This window comes from Providencia sp. PROV130 (assembly GCF_028482225.1).
Taxonomy (GTDB): domain Bacteria; phylum Pseudomonadota; class Gammaproteobacteria; order Enterobacterales; family Enterobacteriaceae; genus Providencia; species Providencia rettgeri.
This window is the reverse complement of record NZ_JAMPQC010000025.1, coordinates 92,545-115,363: the sequence shown is the minus strand read 5'-3', so window position 1 is coordinate 115,363 and position 22,819 is coordinate 92,545. Positions and strand designations below refer to the sequence as shown.

Annotated in this window: 28 protein-coding genes; 9 read left to right on the top strand and 19 right to left on the bottom strand. The window is 48.2% G+C overall.

Going from position 1 to position 22,819, the window contains the following annotated elements; genetic code table 11:
* Nucleotides 1–11 precede the first annotated feature (11 nt).
* From PSF28_RS17705 to PSF28_RS17655, 11 genes are all read right to left on the bottom strand, one after another.
* On the bottom strand, nt 12–245 hold the full coding sequence (locus PSF28_RS17705; protein ID WP_136135406.1) for a hypothetical protein: 234 nt from the start codon (nt 243–245) through the stop codon (nt 12–14).
* Nucleotides 246–410: 165 nt separating this feature from the next.
* Nucleotides 411–929: a hypothetical protein gene (locus tag PSF28_RS17700; protein WP_131680384.1), complete on the bottom strand. Its 519-nt coding sequence runs from the start codon at nt 927–929 to the stop codon at nt 411–413.
* A gap of 164 nt (nt 930–1,093) precedes the next feature.
* Nucleotides 1,094–1,399, bottom strand: a complete 306-nt coding sequence (locus PSF28_RS17695; protein WP_131680383.1) for a hypothetical protein — start codon at nt 1,397–1,399, stop codon at nt 1,094–1,096.
* A gap of 75 nt (nt 1,400–1,474) precedes the next feature.
* Complete coding sequence (locus tag PSF28_RS17690; RefSeq protein WP_410482072.1) at nt 1,475–2,140, bottom strand: HD family hydrolase; 666 nt, start codon at nt 2,138–2,140, stop codon at nt 1,475–1,477.
* A complete protein-coding gene (locus PSF28_RS17685; protein ID WP_136135407.1) occupies nt 2,118–2,663 on the bottom strand; it encodes a hypothetical protein in 546 nt (181 codons plus the stop codon). Before PSF28_RS17685 ends, PSF28_RS17690 begins: the two co-directional genes overlap by 23 nt.
* Before the next feature lie 10 nt (nt 2,664–2,673).
* Complete coding sequence (locus PSF28_RS17680; RefSeq protein ID WP_131680381.1) at nt 2,674–3,000, bottom strand: hypothetical protein; 327 nt, start codon at nt 2,998–3,000, stop codon at nt 2,674–2,676.
* Nucleotides 2,997–3,359, bottom strand: coding sequence for a hypothetical protein (locus PSF28_RS17675; RefSeq protein ID WP_136135408.1), 363 nt, complete (start codon nt 3,357–3,359; stop codon nt 2,997–2,999). Before PSF28_RS17675 ends, PSF28_RS17680 begins: the two co-directional genes overlap by 4 nt.
* Nucleotides 3,356–3,724, bottom strand: coding sequence for a hypothetical protein (locus PSF28_RS17670; RefSeq protein ID WP_131680379.1), 369 nt, complete (start codon nt 3,722–3,724; stop codon nt 3,356–3,358). Before PSF28_RS17670 ends, PSF28_RS17675 begins: the two co-directional genes overlap by 4 nt.
* A 280-nt stretch (nt 3,725–4,004) precedes the next feature.
* Entirely contained in the window at nt 4,005–4,262 is a 258-nt protein-coding gene (yfaE, locus tag PSF28_RS17665) for a class I ribonucleotide reductase maintenance protein YfaE (protein ID WP_131680378.1), read from the bottom strand.
* 185 nt (nt 4,263–4,447) lie between these two features.
* Nucleotides 4,448–4,741, bottom strand: coding sequence for a hypothetical protein (locus tag PSF28_RS17660; protein ID WP_094962587.1), 294 nt, complete (start codon nt 4,739–4,741; stop codon nt 4,448–4,450).
* A gap of 201 nt (nt 4,742–4,942) precedes the next feature.
* The gene (locus tag PSF28_RS17655; RefSeq protein WP_131680377.1) at nt 4,943–5,362 is read right to left on the bottom strand and encodes a hypothetical protein; all 420 of its coding nucleotides are present in this window, start codon (nt 5,360–5,362) and stop codon (nt 4,943–4,945) included.
* Between the two features lie 21 nt (nt 5,363–5,383).
* On the opposite strand from PSF28_RS17655, the gene PSF28_RS17650 reads away from it, so the two are divergent.
* Complete coding sequence (locus PSF28_RS17650; protein ID WP_272685418.1) at nt 5,384–5,635, top strand: hypothetical protein; 252 nt, start codon at nt 5,384–5,386, stop codon at nt 5,633–5,635.
* A 725-nt stretch (nt 5,636–6,360) separates the two neighbouring features.
* Here PSF28_RS17650 and PSF28_RS17645 read toward each other — a convergent pair.
* Together PSF28_RS17645 and mobI are read right to left on the bottom strand one after the other, a co-directional pair.
* The gene (locus PSF28_RS17645; protein WP_094962584.1) at nt 6,361–6,849 is read right to left on the bottom strand and encodes a hypothetical protein; all 489 of its coding nucleotides are present in this window, start codon (nt 6,847–6,849) and stop codon (nt 6,361–6,363) included.
* Between the two features lie 68 nt (nt 6,850–6,917).
* Nucleotides 6,918–7,349, bottom strand: coding sequence for a conjugative transfer protein MobI(A/C) (gene mobI, locus PSF28_RS17640; RefSeq protein WP_094962583.1), 432 nt, complete (start codon nt 7,347–7,349; stop codon nt 6,918–6,920).
* 1,012 nt (nt 7,350–8,361) lie between these two features.
* Here mobI and PSF28_RS17635 point away from each other — a divergent pair.
* The 7 genes from PSF28_RS17635 to PSF28_RS17605 all read left to right on the top strand — a co-directional run bounded on the left by PSF28_RS17635 (nt 8,362) and on the right by PSF28_RS17605 (nt 12,876).
* Nucleotides 8,362–9,387 (top strand): ParM/StbA family protein, encoded by a 1,026-nt coding sequence (locus PSF28_RS17635; RefSeq protein ID WP_136135409.1) that lies wholly within the window; start codon nt 8,362–8,364, stop codon nt 9,385–9,387.
* Nucleotides 9,388–9,403: 16 nt separating this feature from the next.
* Nucleotides 9,404–9,934 carry a hypothetical protein gene (locus tag PSF28_RS17630; RefSeq protein WP_131680375.1) on the top strand — a complete coding sequence of 177 codons (531 nt, stop codon included), beginning with the start codon at nt 9,404–9,406 and terminating at the stop codon, nt 9,932–9,934.
* Between the two features lie 29 nt (nt 9,935–9,963).
* On the top strand, nt 9,964–10,527 hold the full coding sequence (locus PSF28_RS17625) for a transglycosylase SLT domain-containing protein (protein ID WP_131680374.1): 564 nt from the start codon (nt 9,964–9,966) through the stop codon (nt 10,525–10,527).
* Nucleotides 10,520–11,053: a hypothetical protein gene (locus PSF28_RS17620; RefSeq protein ID WP_131680373.1), complete on the top strand. Its 534-nt coding sequence runs from the start codon at nt 10,520–10,522 to the stop codon at nt 11,051–11,053. Before PSF28_RS17625 ends, PSF28_RS17620 begins: the two co-directional genes overlap by 8 nt.
* The gene (locus PSF28_RS17615; RefSeq protein ID WP_094962578.1) at nt 11,050–11,565 is read left to right on the top strand and encodes a FlhC family transcriptional regulator; all 516 of its coding nucleotides are present in this window, start codon (nt 11,050–11,052) and stop codon (nt 11,563–11,565) included. The genes PSF28_RS17620 and PSF28_RS17615 overlap by 4 nt, the downstream gene beginning before the upstream one ends.
* Nucleotides 11,565–11,984 carry a hypothetical protein gene (locus PSF28_RS17610; protein WP_094962577.1) on the top strand — a complete coding sequence of 140 codons (420 nt, stop codon included), beginning with the start codon at nt 11,565–11,567 and terminating at the stop codon, nt 11,982–11,984. The genes PSF28_RS17615 and PSF28_RS17610 overlap by 1 nt, the downstream gene beginning before the upstream one ends.
* A 145-nt stretch (nt 11,985–12,129) precedes the next feature.
* Entirely contained in the window at nt 12,130–12,876 is a 747-nt protein-coding gene (locus PSF28_RS17605) for a hypothetical protein (RefSeq protein WP_131680371.1), read from the top strand.
* Nucleotides 12,877–12,947: 71 nt separating this feature from the next.
* Here PSF28_RS17605 and traN read toward each other — a convergent pair whose 3' ends face one another.
* The gene (gene traN, locus PSF28_RS17600; RefSeq protein ID WP_136135411.1) at nt 12,948–15,647 is read right to left on the bottom strand and encodes a conjugal transfer mating pair stabilization protein TraN; all 2,700 of its coding nucleotides are present in this window, start codon (nt 15,645–15,647) and stop codon (nt 12,948–12,950) included.
* Nucleotides 15,648–15,840: 193 nt separating this feature from the next.
* Between traN and PSF28_RS17595 the strand changes: the two genes are divergently transcribed.
* Complete coding sequence (locus tag PSF28_RS17595) at nt 15,841–16,017, top strand: hypothetical protein (protein ID WP_163768397.1); 177 nt, start codon at nt 15,841–15,843, stop codon at nt 16,015–16,017.
* 58 nt (nt 16,018–16,075) lie between these two features.
* On the opposite strand, the gene PSF28_RS17590 is transcribed toward PSF28_RS17595, so the two are convergent.
* The 5 genes from PSF28_RS17590 to PSF28_RS17570 all read right to left on the bottom strand — a co-directional run bounded on the left by PSF28_RS17590 (nt 16,076) and on the right by PSF28_RS17570 (nt 22,782).
* The gene (locus PSF28_RS17590) at nt 16,076–19,231 is read right to left on the bottom strand and encodes a conjugal transfer protein TraG N-terminal domain-containing protein (protein ID WP_140172836.1); all 3,156 of its coding nucleotides are present in this window, start codon (nt 19,229–19,231) and stop codon (nt 16,076–16,078) included.
* A gap of 14 nt (nt 19,232–19,245) precedes the next feature.
* A complete protein-coding gene (locus tag PSF28_RS17585; protein ID WP_131680368.1) occupies nt 19,246–20,682 on the bottom strand; it encodes a conjugal transfer protein TraH in 1,437 nt (478 codons plus the stop codon).
* A gap of 3 nt (nt 20,683–20,685) precedes the next feature.
* Nucleotides 20,686–21,762, bottom strand: coding sequence for a conjugal transfer protein TraF (gene traF / locus PSF28_RS17580; RefSeq protein WP_094962572.1), 1,077 nt, complete (start codon nt 21,760–21,762; stop codon nt 20,686–20,688).
* The gene (locus PSF28_RS17575; protein ID WP_165568268.1) at nt 21,740–22,078 is read right to left on the bottom strand and encodes a hypothetical protein; all 339 of its coding nucleotides are present in this window, start codon (nt 22,076–22,078) and stop codon (nt 21,740–21,742) included. The genes traF and PSF28_RS17575 overlap by 23 nt, the downstream gene beginning before the upstream one ends.
* 491 nt (nt 22,079–22,569) lie before the next feature.
* A complete protein-coding gene (locus tag PSF28_RS17570) occupies nt 22,570–22,782 on the bottom strand; it encodes a hypothetical protein (RefSeq protein ID WP_094962185.1) in 213 nt (70 codons plus the stop codon).
* Nucleotides 22,783–22,819 lie beyond the last annotated feature (37 nt).

Genomic DNA, 22,819 nt, shown 5'->3' with positions numbered 1-22,819 from the left:
TCGCTGGTGGGTTAGTGAGTCAGATAATGGTTGATGGCACGCTCAACGAACGAGACTGGAAGACCGCAGCCTTGAGCCAGGCGCTGGGTATTAGAACGAACCAGCTCACGCTCATACCCGAAGCTGCTGCTGTAGTGATACCACAGCGTGCGACCTTTTTTGAAAAGGTCAGATTCGTTTGCGATACGCATGAATTGGGCCGGAGCCTGATTCGGACGTTTTGTGATTTGATTAGTGGTGCTCATGGCATTGGCCTCGATTAATATTATTCGTTTTGTTTACCGCTCTTGAAAACAGTATCACCCACGGTTAACCGCTGACGAAGCGAATCGAAGAAAAAAAGATATTTTTTTGAGAGGGGAGGGCGGAACAGAATGGGGGAGTTCCCCCCCCGCAGTTAAGAAGTCATATTACCGTTCGGAAATGCTGGTGGCATTTTGCATGCCGGAGAGTTTCACCCAGGCCATAACCTGATCTTTGTCCAGTTGACCGTTTAAGGTGATATAGGCCGGAGCTGAAACTACCAGCGTATTACCGATCGAGAAATGGACATTCACTTCAACGCTGGACGCCCAAGGCAGTGCAAACCAGAATACAGCATCGAATGGGGAATGGATAGTGATGCCATGAATCAGTTTCACTTCCCAACGAACGCCATAGTTGTCACGGATACCGCGATAGAGATTGCCGCGATCGCAAGCCCAATCATCGCCGTTCTCGTCACGCCAGATTATCAGTTTGTCATCTGCGGCCTTAACGTTGGCCCCATACCGGGATAGCAGATTCAGGACAGCAGCCGGATCGGTGGCGACGATACTCTCGACCACATCGCGTGAATCACCATTCACACGCGTTACCGTCACAGTGTCACTTTCACCAAACCAGACTTGATGACCACTTTCCGCCAGGCGGGCAATGAGATTTAGCATTATTACTCCATGTGTTAATTATTTTTGTATGAATAGTTAACCATGACCTCAACAGCTGACGAAGCCAAAAGGGTGACAAAAATTAGAGTGACATTTTGAATGCGAAATATTGACGGCAAACCTCATCATGTTGAGGTCTGCCGATAATGATGATGTGGCGGGTTTCAGTTCTTGCAGTCGAGTTTTTTGACGAGCCAGCGCTGAGTCGGAAAGGCATCTAATTCCATCTCAATGGTACAGCGCTGGTCTGCAATGATAGCTTCATAGGTTAACGTGTCTTTAGACACCGTACCCTGGGAAATGAAAATCTTTGCGTTCGCAAGATAATCAAATGCAACCTTGCGAGCGATCTGCTCATTCTCTTTGTTCAGGTGCATCTTTGGGAATTCCCCTTCGGTCGCTGGCAACTCAACCTGAGCCAGCGCAGGTAACGCAAAGGCCAGAGACAATAAAACAAGTGATTTTTTCATTGGATATTAACCTCTTGGGATTTTAATAGGCCGAAGTATATCATTTCGGTATACTACGGCTCTATATTTTGGAGGTTATTCTCCAGGGTAAAGCAATTCGAATCGCTGAAGGAAAGCAGCGCGGGCTTCCTCCGCCGGAAGAAGTCGTAACCCCATAATATCCGCTGGTGGATACTTATCGGGATCTGGAACCGCCTGAGCATTATGACGGCCAAACATCCCCATCTCGCTGGCGAGCATCCGCAGATCGGCGACCTTGACTTCCGGCGTCTCCACCAGCGGTAATCCGTACTTTGCTCGGATAGCGCGATCGACACGGCCTTCGATTTCTCGATAATCCGGTAACCGCGCCTTAAGTGGGCTGCTAACGTCACCGCAATACGCTTCGCTGGCATCATGCATCAATGCTTCGAACGCAAGATGCGGTTCAACCAAATGGCTAATGAGCACGCAGTGTTGCGCCACACTGTAATGCTGATCCAGATGACCCGTGAAACGGCAGATATTGGACAGCGCCGTGGCAATGTCCTCAATGTCGATTGTCTCCGGGTCGATATCCTGGAAGGAAAATCGCTTACCGCTATGAGTCAGGATCCAATCAGGAACGAGGCCTTGCTTTACGGGTACGCGCATCGTTGCCAATAGCTGCGCCACCAGCGATCGCTCCAACACGGTCAGATTACCGGACGTGTCAGCCTGAAGGGCTTTGAGTTGCTCTTTAGTGTAATGCGGCAGTGTCATCTTCTCTCCGATTTTGCTTGCGCTTATCGCGCGCTGATTTTAATGCCAGCTTGTAACTGGCCTTGGCCGCTTTCTGGGTAGGGCACCAATCGCCTTCCACATCACGACCCAGATACGAGTAGTATTCGCAATACTTTTCACGGTACATCCGATATTGGTAACTATCGCCGTGGGTTCGACGCTCAACCAGGGGAGCGCGACGACCCAGCAGGAACTCACTGAAGGTGTCACCACAATCCGCATTCAGGTACTGAAGGTAGTGATTATTGCGCTTCACCTTTCTGGGTTTCGGTAACATAGCCAAGGCGATCGCTTTACCTGCCTCAGTTACCGTGAACAAGGTACCGCCACCCATCCATTTCGGTGCAGGTTGGCTGGTAGCGAAACCTGCGCCCACCAGCACAGACCAAATTTCTTCATCGCTACCACTGGCGAGAAAATAGTTCCGGCTGCTAACGCTGTTGTTCACATGGATACCCAGCGCGTGCTGCATAAGTTCGGCCTGCTGTTGCGTTACTTGCATTTCAAATCCCTCACAGATCATCCCAGAACAAATACACCATCCCACAGAACGGTAGCGAGATGATCCCGACCTGCGAACTCCCCGACCAGCTATAAGGCGTAACCAGATAGGCAAGTAACGACTCGGCCACAAGACAGAGCGCTGGAGCCAGTACGAAGGATAGTCCTCGCTTCACCTTCATCACCATGACCGCAATTGCTGGTGGCGCGATCAGCACGAAGGAACCGAACAGCGAACCCACCCAAGGTAATTTTGAACCGATCAGCGCAATGGCGAAGACAACCACCAGTAACAACACGTCACGCCAATCTTCACGAAACGCGTTTAGAAACATCACTGAGAGCCTCCACAGGATTTCCCAGCAAACTTATCGTCCTGGTTTTGGGGTGTCATCACGACGTAGGCCACGATGAGTAAAGCTCCAATCCCCAGCGAGTCCGTCCAGCCCTGCGAGGTAAAACACCACACAATACCTGCGGTAGAAACTTGCACCACACACGGCATAAGCAAAAAGAGCCCTGGCCCCATCCGTGACGGAACCAATACTGAGGCGTTCACCGCTGGCATGGCAGTCAACATGAAAACAGCTGGACGGTTCACCACCTCAAAAGTTGTCGCGCCGATCAGGGTAGCGATGATGAGGGAGACGCTGGCGAGGAATGCCTTATGGTTTTCCAATCTTTTCAGGAAAGTCATAGGGTCACCTTTTGGTTATCCTGCCAATCGGCAATCTCTTTGCGGGTAACGGCATCCATCTTTTTCGCGTTCAACGTGATGAGCTCCGCCGGTACGGATGAGAGATAGTCCCGGTAATTAGCCCGCCGTTTAACCCGTAGTATGTGAAGGGCATAAACCAGAACTCCACTACTGATGAGAGAGAAGGCCAATGCCGGGAAGGACGTTACCGAAAGGTGATCGCTGCCATCATGGATCCAAACCACCAGCGCCAGTTCAATCAACACAACTGCCATCATGATGTATGGACGCAATGCGCCCCGAACGGTACTGAAACAGTCATCGCTAAATGCCAGCAAGACCTGATGAGGTTGATAAAGTGCCATACCGGTAACTCCGTGATTGATTAACATGACCCCAAACTATCACGGGGTATTTGGCTGACGAATAGCAAATGGACACAAAAAAGGTCTTTTTGGGCGAAGGGATAACGGGAAATTCGCATGCAAAATGTCAGAAACAAAAACACCACCGTTGCTGGTGGCGCTTAATCATACCGGATATGAATAGACTGAATTGACAGACCTAATAACCTAATCATACCCAGTATGAATAGCTGATAATGCAGAGTGTCGAATCGGCCCGTCGAGCATAAAACGAAGCCGATCAGATATCCAGCGTCACATCACCCATCGGGCGACAACAGCAAGGCAACACTTCGCCTGGATTAACGAACGCCAAAGGCTTAGCCAGATACTCAACTTCACCAGCCAGTAGCCTAATCCGACACGATCCGCAGTAACCTTCCCGGCACTGATACTCAACTGCGATACCCACCGATTCCAATCGCTCCAGCATTGTGCCCTTAGCGCTGGTGGACTCTATCCTCTTCCCGCTCTGTACTGCATGAATACAACCAGGCATTTCACCACCCTCAGATCCAACCGATACTTCGAATCGCTAAAAACGCCTCAGAAGGCCTCAGAGACGTTTTATTGATTCCCATGTAATCCTACTCCGATTTGAACGTAAAAATCGCCCTGAGAGGCTCAGAGAGACAATGAGAGGGGATCCGGATCCTTTTCCGATCCTGTTAACAACATCAATCCCTATGCTACCGAACGGCCTACCGCATCAATAAATCGCCGCTCACCCACGTTGAACAGGAACGCGTCCAGCGCTTTACGTCCTGCTGACTCGGCCCCCTCCAATGCCGTTGCCAGGAAGTCAATCGGGCAAACCATCCGCCCCGAAGCCTTATGAGTTACAACCAGGTGCTGGTCTTCCATTGACCGGGTTACCAAAAACTCAACCAGCTCACCGTGAACCACACGATTGAAAGCCGCCTCTACCGATGCACTCGCATAACCACTCGCCGTTTTGACTTTACCTACTAATTCCATTCGCTTCTCCAATGTTGAATTTCAACCTGTGGACAATCCTACCACCAGCATTTCCCCGACAAAGAGGGATCGGTTGAACTTGCCAGCGATTCTCTCGGCCAACCCCTCACTGGATAACAACAAGTTCTTTTCCAGTTCACGGTTCCCAAAATAAAAAACCGCCCATTCGAAGGCGGTTTCAATTCCTGAATAGCGTTCGCGTTATTCAGCGGCCGGAGGTGTCAGCGAAAACCGCCCGATCCGCATATAGCGACCCAAGTAAAAACCAACGAACGAACTCAACACAACGCACATCGTTCCAGTAAACCCAATTGGCTCATGCAACACATGTTGCTGGATGTTCATGAACGCCCACATGAAACCTGAGTAAAACAAGAAACCAGGTACGGATACCAACCGGCGCTCTCCGTTCGCCAATGGCTGGAGCCAACCATAAACAGCACAACCAAACAAAGCGAAACAAATAAACAGGCTCGGAAAAGCTCCGTCAGCCAGAGCATTCATACCCGCCACAACCAAAAACAGCAACGAGACGTTAAACCAGTACAGTGACCCAGGGGCCGGGATTGAACTTCCAAACATGCCCGACTCGATCGGTGCCTTCGTCGTTTCGATACTCACACTTACCCCCTTGTTTTGAAATTGCGACCAGCAGATCCGATCGCACCACGCCTAAGCCATCCCCCACGGATAACAAAAGCGATTATCTTGATGACAAACTACACAGGCGATGCATTCACAACAAAAGACTGGATGCCGTTTTATCCAACCTCAGCAGATCACCCAACTGTCGGTTACCTTCCCCCCCTGGTAGCGCTACGTGAAATCTGGGGAGTCAACAGCATGATAGACTCCCGAGAGGTGCGGAGAACCTTCATCCTGTACCCACCCTGAGAGACCTCCCAACCAAAGCTGGCGGATTACACAACGCAAACAGGTGCCGGGAAATTCAAAATGCAGAATATGGCAGCGGAAATATTCAGGCAAAGGTTTTCCACCTCGTTTTGCGCCCGTTTTGGGACGGTCTCAAAACCACATCGCTAAACACCCCCAGAGGGAAAAAACGCAAAAACCGCCAACACCCCCAGAGGAAAAAACCGCCAAAAACACCAACACCCCCAGCGGAAAAACAAAATCCACAAAAACCCCCGGAGGAAATTCCTTCGAGACATCCCGCTCATCTCAACATCATACTGAACCCACCATCCGCGACCCGCGAAGTGTTTGACTCAAGCCCTGTAATCTTTCCCACCCAATCTATCGACCTCAATATCCACACACAAAACAACAAAAACAAAACAACAAATCATGACCGCATTCTCCCTTTGTTTACCCATCACACCCACCATCCGTGATACAAAACCAAAACAAATACGTGCCTTCTCGTTTCGTTTACCTTCCCACCTATCCCGATCGCTAACACTCCCCGCAAAAAACAAACCCTGTTATCCCGAAATCCTTCCTGATACCAAAGTGCCCACTGAAAGCCCGAGGGTCGCCTAAAGGCTCACTAACTGATCGCCTGAAGGCTCACTTAACAGAAGGTGACGTGGTTATATTTGGGTGCAAAAAAACCGGGACGTTGCCCGGTTTCAGATTGACTAAGGCGATGTGTTAAATCAGCTCAGGGAAGCAAGCTCGTGAATTGGCGCACTCATATTGAGAGACCAGCGCGAGACGTTGTACTCAGCATCAACCTGATAACTGACCAGGAACATGTAGATCCCGAAGCACAAGCGTGAAGGCTCAGAGAAACCCAGCATGCATTTCGACTGACGCGCCCCGAATAGTGCCATCACCTTCAAGAGCACATCCTGATCCCAATCATCAGCATGAGGGATATATACCAGAGTGTTGCGCTGTAACCCCTTCGCAAAGACTTCCAGTGCAGCCAGATCGTTATCTGCCTGAGCAAGAACTTTCACTGCCGCGACTTTCTTGTGACCCGCGATAGCATTAACGGTTTCCACAGTACCGGTTAGAATGTCACGAGACGCCTTAACCCCCCAAAGCAACTCTTCGTGCTTAGTGCCCAGGTTACGGGTGAAATTTGCACAGACCTCACCGATTGCTGTTGTTGCATTCTTGTTAACGTTTTCGTGAGACATTCTCAATAGCCCTCTAAAGTTAAATTAAACCATACCGGTCGTTTTGTTTACACAACTAAAGCCCCACGCTAAAGCTGCTTCCTGCTCTCCGTTATCCGTCGAGATAACAGCTGCCTAATTGCTCGGTTCTTTTTCATCTCAGAACGGATCAAACTAAGCTGCGGTTCGTAGGTCACAATGAGGGTCAATTCACGGGGTGTTGCATCCGTGAAAACTTTCGCAGGATAACTTTCCCCCTTGTTCACCTTCAAATATTTCGGAACCACCCTTGCAACTTCCCCACCTGCTTTTCGCAATGGAGTCATCCTTGCCCAGCGGATCCGAACAGATGGCCCCTGCTTAACAACGTTGAATGAGTAATGCGCTTTTTCACCACCAGCGGTCGCCAGCTTCCAAAAATCTTCTCTCAGCGTTGTAGCTTCGGCAGTCAAAACATCCGCCGATCTGTCCAGGGCTTTGACGCTTTCCTCCAGATGCTTGATGTAGCTTTCCACATCCATCGAGTTACCCTCACATTAAAAATTCAAAAAGGTTCAAAAAAACGGAACCCCTATTATTACCCCACATGAGATCTCTTCCGGCTAAAGCAAAAACACCCAAAATCGACTCAAAAAGTCAGTTTTACCAAAAAAGCAGTAATATTATTACGCCGCCTTAGTGATCTCATGGACTCTTTCTCTTTTTTTGCACTCTCATGGCGAAAAGAAAGGCATCAGAGTTGTCGAGTTGACGCATGAAAATACCTTTTTGCAAATAGACGTCATTTCGGGCTCTGAAGAGACCTGTTCACTGCCTTTGAGTCAACCCCGTATATAATATGGCATCAGAGTTATCTTGTGGCATTTCCCGTGATTAGCACTCTCATGGCGAAAAGAAAGGCATCAGAGTTTAAAAGTCGTTCCGTTTTCTAATCACCAGGCACACTAAGCACCAAAACAACACTTCCCATCAAGTTTTTTTGTCCTCAAAATGGGGTGCTTTTCTGATTTGCAACCAAATTAATCCCACCCAGCCCATCCTCTAAATGGTCAGAAAATCGACATAAAAGAGGTGGGATAGTCAGAGTTGGCTGTTAAAAATATTTTGGTCTAATTGGTGAAATTATGACCTTTATTTGGGTTAGGTAATTTCGTCAGCGGAGATGCTCATGATAAAACCAAAGGGTAATGTGCATTAAAAACAAGGTTTCATCATGAATCGACAGCCCTGATTTACGGCTATATCTAGCCACAAATCAGGGACAAATCAGGCCTTAAATGAGGGCTAAATCTAGCCATTAATCACGGCCAAAAATAGCCGTGAATTATGGCCTTTTTTGTCCCCGTTTTGTCGATAAAAAAGGGTGTTTTGTATTTTTTGAATGGCTATGATGTGCTCCGATTGTCTCGGGGCGAACGAATTTTTCGGGGTGACATCACAACTGTTTCACCTTGCCTACAGAATGAAAGGGCAAGGATGAGGGGGGACAGAAGGGTGTCGCAAATTGTTGTTATGTTAATAAAAGGTTAACAAATGAGTAAGAAAAACGCGGTCGTATGTGGTGTGGATATTGGTTACAGCAACGTCAAAATTGCGACTGGCGATGCTTTTGCTTCTGTGCCAGACGTCTCAATTTTCCCGGCATATGCCACCACGGAGGAAGAGGAAGACGTGAATTTGGTGAAGCGCAACCGTGATCATGAAGTCACCGTCTACCCGAACGGGAACATGTGGCGTGCATTCACAGATCGTCCGGACGGGCGTGAACTGCATGACAGTTATCACACCACGGAAATGTACTTGGCGCTGTACTTTGGCGCGCTGGCGAAAATTGCCGAACAAGTTGGGAATACCATTGACCTGTTGGTAACCGGTTTGCCAGTAAGGCTCGCCAGTGATGATAACGAACGCTCCAAGTTGGTCGCCAGATTAACGGGAACGTTCGCGATTAATCCGACCACGAAAGTAACCGTCAAGCAAGTGATGGTGATCCCACAAGGCGTTGGTGTTATTAACGATGTTGCTAATCGCGAAGGCTTTATCAGTGAGGATGAACTGTCTGAGTCCAATATTTTGGTCATCGACCCTGGTTTTTTCTCTATGGATTATGTGGCTTTCAGCAACGGTAGCCGTGTGATGAGCTCCAGTGGTTCTTCACTGAAAGCGACCAGTACGATCATTGAAGGGATTGTGCGCACGCTCAATGAAGAAAACCCGCATGAGCGTCGGGATGACCTGCCGGAAATGGTCGAAATCGCACTGCGTAAAGATGCGCCAACATTCTTTAATGGGGCGCGCCACATTGAAATCAAGCCACTGCTAAGCAAAGTTATTCCGCAGATCGCGGGTGGCGTGGTGAAAGAGCTACGCAAAAATGTCCGCTCGTTGGGCGCAATTCACATCATTGTCACAGCCGGGGGTGGCGCTCCTTATTATGAATTGGCTGTGCGGGAAGCCTTCCAGAATGCCCGCGTTGTTACAAGCCCCAATCCGGTAGCCAGCAACGCAATTGGCTTCTGGAACTACGGCGTTGACACTGTCATTTACGGTGACGAATAAAGGATAAGGATGCGCCATGCAGTTACGGGTGACGATTAATGACATTCTTTGTCCTGAGCTCGCTGCGTACCTTGACTCCTGTCCGCCGGGCAAAAGAAGTAGCGCACTGGTAGCCCTGGCGAACAGGGCTTATCTTGAAGGGTTAGGGCGCGAAGCTGCGCCCAAAATCTACAAGAAAGGAAAGGTTAGCGAGAAGCCGCGCTCACAAAAATTGGAAAAAGGAGAAGAAAAAGGGCAGAATATTTCGTCGCCGGTGGGGACCGGTCTACAATCGTCTTATTCTGAAAACCAACCTGAGTTAGCAAAACAGCAAGTAGCTCAGCCGTTGGTATCACAAGCAGTAAAAGCAGTATCCAATATACCAGGAAGCATTATTGAGTCTTCGGAGCCGTGTGGGGCGGTGCTGATGAAGAGCGAGGCAGGAAGCGAAAATACATTGTCGGTATCAGTGGGCGCTCAATCCACTGTGAGGGATACCGATGTAAACGCTGAAAAATCGATCCAAACAGAGCCCGCGTTACCGCGTAAACGGTTCCGCTTAGGCTAAGCCACTCTGTTGGGTTAGGGGTAAACAAAATGGGTAAATTACTGTTAAGCGCCAGTGTGGCAGCAGTAATCCTCTCATCTCAAATACTTCCAGCACAAGCTGGTGTGGTTGATTTGCGAGGAACGGCATGGGAAAAACATGCCAAGAAAGAATGCGGTCTTGATCCACATCTCTTATACGCCGTTGCTTTATGGGAAAGCAAACAGCGTGCCGGTGGCGGCGGTTATGTCGCCCCAAGTCCGTGGGCACTGAATAATGCAGTTTACGGTGCCTACTATCCAAAAAACTACGAAGATGCGAAACGTGCGCTTAAGCGCTATATGGCCGCATCTAAAGTAACCGATATCGGTATCGCCCAGGTCAACTATCGCTGGAACGGGAAGTACGTCAGCAATCCAGAAGAACTTCTGGATGTAGACACTAACATTCGGGTTGGTGCGAAAGTGTTATGCAACGCTATCAAAAACTCCCCAGATGACATCGTTTTAGCAATAGGTAGTTATCACACTCCGAACCCGGCACTGCGTGAAAAAGCGCGTTGGTACGGTACGAATGTGCTCAGGATCTGGAAGAGGCTGATTGAAAATGGTTAATGAAAATATCTCTTTATTAAGCTGTGCCGCTTCACTGGAAACACGCGCGCAATCTTTTTTCCGCAGTCCGTTTGTCCTGTCTGAAGATGACCGCTCCGTGTTAAAAGACAAAGACCTTTTAGCTCAGCTGACAAAATCTGTTAAATCTTACAACGTACCTGTATTCATCGTTGACTACATGCCTGGTCGTAAACTCACTGAAGTGGATAACTTCGTCCGGCATGACTCCTATATTCTCCGGCTCGCACTTCTCGTGTTCAGCATCCGGGTGAAAATTCTAAACGGCACGCTGGCCGAGTCATTTTATTGGTTAGGCTCCGATGAAGCGTTGAACTTCATTGAGCGGCTCGATGACAGTCAAACAATTGACGCCATCATAAAAGGTGAGCTGTATATCAAACCAGTTCGTTCGCTGCGTGAGCTCGCTTCTGGAGAGTGGAGCTCAGTCTTTGGCAGTGATAACCCGCACATGACTTTGCCAGCCTATTTACAATTACGTTATGAACATTGGAGCACAGATCTATGAAAGCCGCACTCGTAAAAGATGAAGACATTTTTGCTTTGGCACAGCGGATGGTCAAACTGGGATTCCGACGTCGCATCATCACCACGTCGTTGAATGCCAGTGACCGACTCATTGACCATTTGAAAAAACAGTTCGGTCAGGAAGAAGTGGCAATTGGACGCTTGAAACTCTCGGAAACTTTCTTGGCTTCACAGCCTAAAAAATTGGAAGCTACCAACTTTATGAGCATCTATCTTCGTCGCGCCAAAGACCCTAGCAATCAGGATGATATCAGTGAAGTCGTCGATTCATTTGAAGTCTATCGCGAACTGAATATGCGCTTCAGACCGACAATTGCGGCAGATGTTATGCTTCATCCAAATGAGGCCTGGACACTGGCGCGTGACTTCCGTTCTGATGAGATCCGAATGGTGAAATGCGTACATTGCAAAATGTCCTTCATCACTCCTTTTGACGGTGATCGTTCGAATAAAAAGCAGAAGTGCCCGTTCTGCGAAGATAAGGCTCATTAATGCAAATGCGTATTTTAGTTGGGGTATTGGCAGTATTAGCTTTGCAGGGATGTGCTTTTAAAACGTTGCCGGGTAGCCAGTTGGTCGCACCTGGTTATATGCGCGTGAATCTGTGCCAGAAACTGGACTCACCTGAGCTTTGCAAGTCAAAGTTTGGCGAGTTTAAGAAACGGCTGATCGTGAAAGACATTTCCTCCACGGCGGGGTACATCATTCCAGATTCTGTTGGCTGGGGATGGGGGGTAAACAAAGTGTATGCACCTTTTGTTTTCTACGACCCAGAACTGAAGACAGAGATTTACCCTCAATCAGGGGATTTTATTCCGGGCAATTTCGAACCCGCCATTAAAGTACCTTGCACGAAAGATGCGTCATGCAGCCATCAGCAAGTGCTAACCGCTTGGAAAGATTCAATTTAAATCAAATTCATAGCGATAGATCCCTTATTTAAAAATAGGGGATTTTTTTTGCTCAGATTTCTTCGTCAGCGGTTAAGGCGGGGTTACTATGATCTCAACACGAAAAACTACTTACCTGCAATCCTACAAACCAAAGGTACTCGACATGAAAAAGATTTTGACCGCATCACTGATCACCCTGGCGATGGTAATGACCGGTTGCGCATCCAAACCTGAACCGATGCCGGTTGATGTGAATCCGTCTGAAGCATTGCAGTTCGCGCGCTCTATGGAAATGCGTTTGATTAACGATGCTGGTGATAATTACGTTATTTATAATAAGCTGGTTGATGGCGGTAACATTCTCCCTCTCGAAACCCCTGTACGAGCTGGTGAGGTAGCTAAGATCCAACGCTCTGGTGCGGGTACAGCTGAGCTCGTTGGGGGGCTTGCTATTAAGGACCCGTTCATTGCATTAACTGGTTTTTTAACTGCTAAACGACCTCAGCCTTATGTTGATGGGGTTGTTTTATTCGGCTCCTGGGCTGGGGGCGATCGAGAAATTGATCAGGCCGAAATGCATAAAGTCTTTAAATCTTTTGCTCCAAAGATGGAAGGTTTCGAAGATTACGAACTTTGTGGTAAGGATAAAAGCTGGAAATGGTTCTCATTGAGCAAAGCTAAAGACACCGGGTATTTACCCAAACCACCGACGGTAGTGAATCCTAGCGAGTATCGTTCCGGATATGCGTCGTCTTGCTTCTTCTATCTTGCTGCTAAAAAAGAGAACCTGGCGTTAATGAAGGAGATTTCCGTAGCTCTAGGTGCTAAGCGTGCATTGTTTGTGCCGGGCTCGCAAGAGCACGCGCCATACGTATTCCATAATGGCCGGGCATTAGAATTTAAAAAATAAGTTCGTTTCCGCCAAAAAAAGAAACCCCGCGAGGAAAATTCCAGCGGGGTTTTTTATTACCTACAGAGTCCCTACCTTACTTGAATAGAGTCACCTGCTTTCTCCTTCAGATCGTAAACGTCGATACTATCAACACCACTCTGGAATCGTTCGAGACTGTTCTTACGCGTTCCATCAACGTTCAGAATGCTACCTTTTCCCGTAATGCTGTCAAGGTTTACAGACTCTGGAGTGGGGAGCAAATCAGCGGAGTAGAGGGAACCAATCCACTCAGAGAGATCTACTTTGGAGAAGTCGATACGGCCAAACTCTTCTAGGGTCAAACCGCGACAATCAGGATTTTTGTTATCCCCCCATCCGATCCCCAATTGAGCTCGCCCCTGCTCTTGGAAGATGCGGCCAATCTGTGAGTTGAAGGTGCAGTAACTGGACCGTTTTTCAATACATTGACCAAGGAGCTTACTCTGGCACCAACTGTCTATGAAGGTGGCGAGTTTGGTTTCCTTTTTCACTGCCAGTTTGAATTCATCAGCCGTGCATGCCCAGATAATGTTCACGAGGATATTTGCTATCTGGTAAGCCATGTATGCATATCCCACCACTGAAATAGCAGAAGTAATGGTAGATGAAAGTTCAACGGAAGAAGCCAAAACACCATCCGATACAGCGGTTCCACCAGCAGTGCCCCCAGCCTGGAATATAGCATTGGTAACACTTGCCCCAAAAGTATCAAGGGTCCATTGGGCCACTTGCTTAGTCAGTGTGCCTATAGCCTGATCCATTACCTGACCGATACCAAGGTCAGCAACTTTATCTGCAACTGCCGAGCCAGCATTACCAGTTAAGCTATCCAATGCTGACATTGCTGGTTTAGTGATTGCGTCAATTGCACTATTAGCCAATTCAGATCCCATGTCGAACAAGCCTTTACCTTGCTCAAACATACCGGCTTTAACTGCAAGGGCATCGGAAACCTTGAGGGTGTAGTAGGTTAGCTGAAGGTATTCAATCCAGCTAACATCAACCGGTTGATTACAGCAATCGACCCAACCACCTAACGCTGATTTACATGTGGCCGCTTCGCCTTTAAACAACGAACAGGCACGGTCAACGTTGATGGTTTCGTCACCGCAGGTCATTTCGTTCACTGCATAAGTCGCTGCCTGAAGCATTGCCACAGCCGTTTGGAAGTCACCGCTAGGTTCTGATTCAGGCGTTAAGCAGGTGCCGTTAATGCACTGCACTGCGCCTGCACATTGGTACGTCTCGGTTTGTGTAGTGCTTGGCACTGTGACATCTTGGCCGCAGTCCCAAGTTTCTGTGGCTTGCCAGCAGCCACTTTGCCCACCAGCCGCCCCTGTGATACAGGTGGATTTGATGAAGTTACAGGCATTGTTGCTATCAAAATCTTTACAGGAGTTGTTAACCCCGGCGTCGGTACCACAGTTCGAGACAACAGTTGCGCTACGGCAGAACGGCGAAAGCCCTCCGATAGGGGGCGTCTTGAGGTCTTTTTCACAGACGGTAACCCCATTGATATACGCGCAGCCGTTGGCATCCGGCGTGACTGTTTCGTTACAGGTCACCGAGTAGTTTTGGCAATAACCTTGATTTACGGCATCCAAAAAGGTATTAAAACCGTCCTGATTATCAGCAATCCATTCATCTTTGCTGACAGCCTTGGAAGGGTCATAACGTACTTCCAGTTTTGCGTAACCCTCACCATTGCCATACACTGAAACACGGGTTTTGAAGATCAACTCGTCGCCATTTTGGACTTCTTGGAAGTTTTGAGTTACATCTGCTTGCGGATCTACACGCCAACTTGTGTCCAACTCACAAGGTCCATCGGTTTCCGGCGGGAATAGCTCCCCTTTTTTATAGTTCCAAGGACGATATTTTCCATCAGTCCCAGCGTCTTTCATGCCAGCAACGGGTCCAGCAAATACCTTTTTATCACCCAGGTAGATTTGCATGTAGTCATCCCAAGTTGCGTAGGTCAGTTTTGCACTTGAAATAGCTTGCGGGTTATATACTCGAACCCCAGTGTACTCTTCATATATTTTGCAGCGACCATCCCAGTAGTTGTCACCGACACGACCTACCCAGAGAGTGACGCAGGCCTCACCGCAGCCTTCGATGTTTGCAGAGCCTGAGCTATGACTCAGGAACCCTGCGACGTAAGGATGCGTTAGGCGATACGTCCCGCTTACGCTGGTGGTGCGGGTGCATTCTTTCATGTCAGGAATGTGCTGCTTGACACCATCGGTATTGAGCTCAGAGGTCATCGAGCAGTCATCAAGATCCTGCATGTACTTATCTTGGTTCGCCAGAAAGTCCTTGTGCTTGTCGAAGATGGAGTCTGTGATCTTGATTTTAGCCGTGGTCTTCGTTGAGCCTGCAACCGCACGATAGGCTTCACCACGAAGAGATGATTCTGACGCCAGTGCTGAGCCAGTATCAAAACCAAGCTTCTGAGTCTCCCCATCATTCCCGTAAACAGATTTGAGTTGATCGAGTGAGGTGGATGAACCTTCACTGGGATAAACACTATTTAAATTAACAGCTTCGCCGTTTCCGTATTGAACGGTGCCGTTGCTATTCGCAGAAAGGCCCGGTAGAGACTTATAGAATTCAACTGCGGACTGAGCACTGGAAGTTGAGTTCGACGAGTAAGCATAGGGGGCATACATTGCGACACCCAAGTGGCTCATCGTGAACAGCGTGCAGACCGCTTTTGAAAACCAATTTTTCCTAAAAAGGGTTATCATTCGTAATCACCTTGTAGAGATGGCAGGCATTGGTAGTAGGCGCTTCACTGAAAATTTCGTCGCTGGAAAGAAGTGTGAGAGAATCAACACATAGAGACGCCATTGAGCAAGCATAAATCAATGGTGTATACGGGCAAGAAAGAAGGGCAGCAAAACGAGGTGCTTTTCTTTAACTGATATTTTGGAGTTGAAAATGAGTACATTCGGCGCGCACGGCGTAGATTATCTACCTCCCATTGTGATCGATAACACACCAGTAAGAACGAAAAAATCACCACCAAAACCGCCCGGTGTTCAACGAGACATTGCACTTTGTATGTTCTGGCTGGTGCTGAGTATCCCAGCCGCCTACATGTTGATTACCGGCTAACGTGATTCAGACAAAAAAAGCCTCCATTTGGAGGCTTTTGTGTATTGACCTGCTAGCTTTATTTCTTAGTGTGATCTGACATGATTGACTCGACAGATTCTTTAACAACATGAGCATCAGTGCGATGCATGTTGCTTTTCGTGGATTCTACCTTGCCAATAATCGCCATCGCCAACTGCTGGTCGCCGCCTTCAAGTCTGCCGTTCACGTATTCACCACCTGTTGCGAGGGTGACTGCGTGGAAGGCTTGAATGCGAGCGTATTCCATTTGCTCCGGTGTATTGTCTTTGTCTTTGACTGTCCCATACAAGTGAGAAATGGCATTTTTAGCGTTTTCGCCTCTTTCACCGCTAACACCAGTCACTTGAGAGGCCATTTCTTGCGCCTGACCGTAACCTTCCTGATAAGAGAAACCACCCGGCTTAATACCATTTGAGACCTTGTCTAAGGCGCTCTGAACCTTAGGCATTGCATCCCCGGTCATCCCATAGTTTGATTTGTTCACCAACTCGTAACGCGCCGCGTTGCCTCTCATGGTGTTCATCTCTTGAGTTGAACGAGCTTCATGGTTATCCACCATTTTTCTGTTATCGAAGTGTTTATCAATGACGCGCCCTTGAGCCGTACCAGGGGCAGATTCTGCGTAGTTACCGGCGATACCAGCAGCTGCCTGACCTTGGGTCGAACTTGAGCTACCATCAACACCGCCTGCAATGTTGTTAATATGACCTTCTGCTTGCTCGGCCTTACTCGCAATCCCCTGATTTGCCCTGGCTGCTTCTGCACTCACCTCTGGTTGTTGTGAACCTCCACTCACGAAGCCTGATAACTTAGCAACCTCGCCAGCTTGGCCGATTGATGCTGCCGCACTGAACTGGGCGAATGTATGCGCATCTTCCTGCGTCATCCCTAATGAAGAGAGGCGTGCAGTATCCTCATTAATCCGCTGAGATAAGTCTTCGCGACCTGCCAACACTTGAGTCAATGCAGCTTGAGCCTCGTAGTTTCCACCGATAGCTTGAGCTATCTGTGCAGAGTTCATACTCTGGCCCAGTGAGCTACTCATCGAATACTGCTGCGCTTCAGAATAGGATTTTTGAGCCGATTCCTGCTTTTTATAAGCTTCAGCGTATTGTTGTGTTGCCGCAGTGCTTTGCCCAGCCGCTTGCATGCTGCTGTAATAGGCCATTGAAGACTGAGACCTGATTTGGCTAAGTTGAGAACTCATTGCGTCACTGCTTGAGGCGTTATCGCTGCTTGAATAACTGGCGTCGGCAGTGTGGGTTTTACCTTTCGTGGCCGACTCATTACGCTGTAAGGAAGCAGAACCAGAAACGGATGCGCCTGATCCTGCAAACTCCAGACCCGCTTTAGCTTGAGCAGTCCCTTGCACTGAGCCCATATTTAAGGCTGTTAAAGCCTCAGCTTCGGATGTCCCGTTACGCGAAGCAACGTCTTGAACAAATGAACGTTGGGATGAGGTTAGTGAACCTAATGCTGCCTGCATCGCATCTTGACTTTGCTGAGATTGGGTGCCGTTTCTCATACTTGATGCAACTTCTTGGAACATTCTCCCTTCAGATGCTGACCGTTCTACAGAGGCTGATTCAACGTTCTGCTTAGCGCTGGCAAGGTTGGTTGAGGCAGATTGCTTCATGTCAAACTTAGGCAATGCAGAAGATGCCCCACCCATGACAGTACCGCTGGAGCGGTCATAGTTCACATCGGCGCTTCGGTTGCTGATGGCTGGCGCATTTGAAATGTCCGGAGCCATCTGTTTGGTATCTGCCGCATGCGGTGCGGCCGCAGAATTTGCTAATGAGTTAAAGGCCACAGAGCTACCCCAGACGATGAACCCCCCTAAAGCAGGGATCATTGCATAGAGGTTACCTGCCAGACCGATACTCTTTTGCGTTTCATAGAGCATGATATAAAGCTTATCAAACGACACTTGCCCAGGATCTCTGAAGATAACTGACAAGTTAGTCTGGGTATGCACCAGTATGTACATATTGACGATTGCAGCAAGTGGCATCCATGTCTGAGTCCAAATAATCACAAGGAAGTATTTCATGACCAATCGAACTCCCATAATCCCTAACCCGAATAAGAAAGCCATGAAAGGGGTGAGCGCGTAGATTAATCCTTGGAATATAGGCATAAATGCAGCCATCCAGGAGAGGAAAGACGCTCCTGAAGAAGCCCACTGGAAAGCCTGTTGGGTTTGGGTTTGAGCGCGAGTGACCGCTGCCGCACCACGGAAGGCGGCTTCATAGCCGTATTTAGGCACGTCACGAAGGTACGGGTACATGATCATGGTCATTTGGAAATCACGCATGGTTGTACCACTGATGTTATAAAAGTTCATAACCTCTTGTACTTTTGAGTTCTGGGTACAGGCATGACCTGGTTGGCAATCGCGTCCTAATGCGTTGTATGAACGTTGGAAAGCCGCGGAAAGCATTTTACTAGAAGTAGAATGCATCATATTCAACTTGTCATAGGCTTCAGCGCAGGTGTACTGGGACGAAGTGTCTTTGATATCGGGGGTATTAGGGTCCCAACCTACCATCTGCCCATCAAACAAAACAACCCGTTGAAATGCATCATTAGACCGAAGCCCTTGAACGCCCTCCGCGCTACGATAGAGTGTTGAATAGGTCTTTGCCCCGCGCGCAATGTCATTCATAACACAGGTTTTCATGTAGTTCTGAACACTACGCGCAAAATCCACACGCGGTTTTTCGTTTGCCATAAACCAACGCATTGGGTTCTTCATAGAATCATAGTAAGTGGATAAAGCTACCAGAGGATCAAGCGCACCGTACTCCGTCATGGATGGCGTTGAAAATGCCTGTTCCATTTTCTCCGTGATGGAATAACCCACTGTTGAAATAATCGAAGCCGAAGCAGCTAGTCCAGCAGGAACATTATCGACTGCCCGGAAACGACCCGAGGTCACATCCTCAATATTGACGCGGGCAGAGACCTGGAAAAACACCATATACATGACGATACAAACTGCCATGTTCTGGAATGAAATTGTTTTCCCCGCTGAAATAGCTGAGGAAATAACAATTCCGATCACGCCCAACAACGCTGCGATACGGAACAAATCAGAAAACATGCCGCTGTTCATGAGCATAGCGATGGCATTGAATACATTATGCATGAATTCGATATCACCGACGGTATAGACGTTCCACTCAGTCATTTGTTCCTATCCCCTTAGAGAGCGCCATCAACCGAACCTTCACTCTGGAACTCAGTGAGCGGCAGCGATTGCATGTAATGTTGGAAGTATTCTTGGATCTTCACTTCACCACCATACCGTGAGGCCATCGTGGAATATGACATGTCCAGATTTTTGCGTGCGTCCTCAATCATTTTCAAAACATCTTCATAATATGCCGAAGCTGAATTGTCATTTGACTGAGCATAACGAGCGCCCGTCGCTGCTGCGGTTAGCAAATCATTAAGGTATTGATACGCAGCTGAATATGAAAGTACCGGGGCAATATCACGTACATACGAATAACTTGCGTTCAGATCACGGCGCGCAAGGGTAGTCGCCTTGTTTGCAGCCCCTCCCACGTTATAGTAAACCGCTTGGCGAAGACGCTCTTCGCTGACCGCCCCCCCTTCATTTGCCGATAACAGATACCCACCGTAAACGAAGAAATTATTGATCGTATTTGCCACGCCATTCAGGCCAATAGTCTGTTGGACAGGACCCTCACAGGTTTCAGTTTGACCTACACAACTCCACATTTGGAATTCAGGATCACCATTAATCACTGAATTGAGTACGGTTGAGGTAGCTAGAGGGGCCAGTCGAATAACAGATTTAGTCGCAGAACCATCTTTATCTCTGCCCAGACCTTGACCTATGATGATAGTACCGGTCAGCGACATCACGAGTTCTTTTTGCTGTTGCTCTGAGCCCTCAAACTGAGATGAAAATTGTCCATTTTGAAGTAGACACCACATCAAATTACCATAGTCCCCGCAAGGCTTGCGCTTTCCAGCGTCATCCTGCGTTCTTTCTGGAGCTTCGCCACCACCAGCGCTACCCCACATGGCTTTGAACTGGTCTGTGATACCGTCTGAAGACAATTGCGAAGAAACGGACATTTTCGCGCTTTCACCAAACGCTGAAGCAGTATCAACCAATAATCCTTTAGCGAGCTGACAAGAGTTAACAGTCAGATCATTCATCTGTTGGATTACCGCCTGCATTTTTGAAATAGCGTTATCCAGAACGGCGTCCATCGCGTTCAGTGCCAGTTGGAAAGCCAGCCCCGCCGCGTTAGCAGCGATGTTACGCAGCATCTGAACAAACTGCTCGGCGTTAATAAATGAAAAAGAACCACCGAAAAGGTCGATACCACCACAACCACCTGAAGCAGAAGGAAGATCAATCGCTACAGGCGTAAGTGTTCGCAGTTTGTTGCGTAGCACAAATCCCCCCCCTGTATAGCCATCGCGCGTGATGCTGTGATAGTCACCAGCACTGGTTGTGTTTGACATAGAGCCAAACATACTGTCCAGCTGAGAGCTAATATCCGCAGCGTTTGCTGATGATGCGAACAGCCCTGAAAGTGCCACCGAAACGGCCAGAATAGTGCGTTTAAATCCCGTAGCTTTCGCTTTCGTTGTACCCATAATTTACTTACCCCCGCTACCGTTGTTCGGCTTGGTTGACACTGCGTACCCAGATTTTTTCTGAATGTATTTGATGAAGTCGTCCGAGTTTTCCAGGTACTCTTCCGGCATGTCTTTAAGGATGTTTGAGTCGATATACCCATTGTCGTTGTACGGAAGCGTGCTTTTGTACTGCTCGTCGGTGATAAGCCCCGAGTCATGCGCAATCATAATAGTGCGGGATATCAACTGATCGGCACTGAGAGGGCCGAATGAAAGAATGCGTGTCGCTTCTGGTGGAATAGCCAGTGCAAGAGCGGGTGTATTGGTGATCTGCAACTTAGCAGCTTGACCAGTATCCGCACGCCAGTTTTCCATGATGTTTCCAGGCATTGGCTTGCCATCAATCGAGATAGGAATGACTTTCATGCCTGTCATGTAAGTGAACGTATTCATGACCGCTGCTTGTTTCACACAGATGGAGCAATCATCGCCTCGGAAGAAGAAGAAAACACCCGCACGGGTGGCAATGTCCTTGATGACCAGCCGCGAGTTTTTCTCAGCCTCAGCAGACTGATCCATAGCGCCGAAGGTTGACGTGGAGCGACGACTGCTTTCATCAATCAGCGGGTCTGTAGACGTCACTAAGCGCGCCATATCAGTAAACCTGCTAGCCTTGTCCAACATGATGCGCTGAGCAAGATAATAGGCGCGAACATTTTCCTGAGTTGGGTCGTCGATCGCGCGGTCACGCAGTTTTTGTACATTTTCCCGGTACCAGGCCACGGTGAAGGCTTCCGGTCCCTCTTCAGCAGCAACCGTAACGGAAGGTTCGGGAACAGGCATTTGCTTGTCCTGATCTTCGGCTTTGTCCGTTTTAGCAACCGTAGGCTCTGGTTCCATTTCTTCCGGCGGTTCAGGAGGCGTCTTTTTCCAGAACCAACCTTCCTCTTTCCCATCCAGAAACGAGGTGCCACCAGCAGTTACCTGTCCGCTGGTGGCCTTTTGTTTATCTTTGCCACTTTCTGCTACCGCATGAGCAGAGAGCACCCCAAATACCAGGGTAGCGATGACTGTTTTACTGAAACTTTGGAATTTCATCTTCATTACCTTTGGTAAGAATTGCCGCTATCCTGTCAGTCCAGAAAAAAGAGTTTTTCCCCTTGAAAACCCTGGCTTTTTCCAGCTGTTGGCACAGTTGATAGTGTCGATACCTTTGTTGCCCGATCTTTTTAATGATGCTTTCGGGCTTAATGCCAATTTCTCTACAAGCCTCATCGAGTGTCATGCGTCCACCGTACTTTCGTTCAAGTTCACGTTGCAAGCTGAGTCGATTGGAATCAGTGCAAAGTAGGGCTGGCAGCTTAAAAACAGGCATGAGCATCGAGCGGCTGTGAGCACATACGAGAAGTTTCATCAAATCCCTCATCTGATGAATCAATGAGCGGTCATTTTGTCATAGACAGATAAGGAAAACGGCAAAAAAGGGCAGCAAAACGAGGCCAAAAACGGCATGGGTACTGGGTTTGATTGAAATTGACTGATATGTTCGTTTTGTTTACTTAGCTTGCATTGTCCATTAATGCAACACAGGTTATAGAGGGTAAAAAAAAGCAAAAAAAAACCCTGTCCGAAGACAGGGTTTTAGGGTAGTTACCCTAGGCTGAGATTACGTTTTGCTCTTGTCGCGTGTAAACGCGATAGGCATCGAGACAATCAGAAGAACTTTGATAACAAAGTCCTCTGTTATCTTGAGTCCAAAATGTCCACCGAAGACAATCACAATAACGGCAATTGCAACAGTGAAAACAAGAGAGAAGAAGCGAAGGGTATTAAGTTTCATTTTAAGGCTCACTGAGGGAAGTTAAGCACAGCCAGGAGACTGCGCGGAGGGGAAGTTAAATAAAGTTATACAGCCTGACGCTGTTTCATGATTTTACCGTAAACATCTTGAAGGATGAGAACGATGAAATATACGGCCAGAGCAACACAACCAGCAGCAATGACAGACAAGGTGACAAGAACAACCACCATTGTCATAACATCAAAACCGAAAAACACAGTTGCAGCAGCAATGATAAACGCAGGAATCAGCGGAAGGAATTTAAGTAAATTTTTCATACATCACCAAGAAGGGAGTTTGAGGGCATAAAAAAGC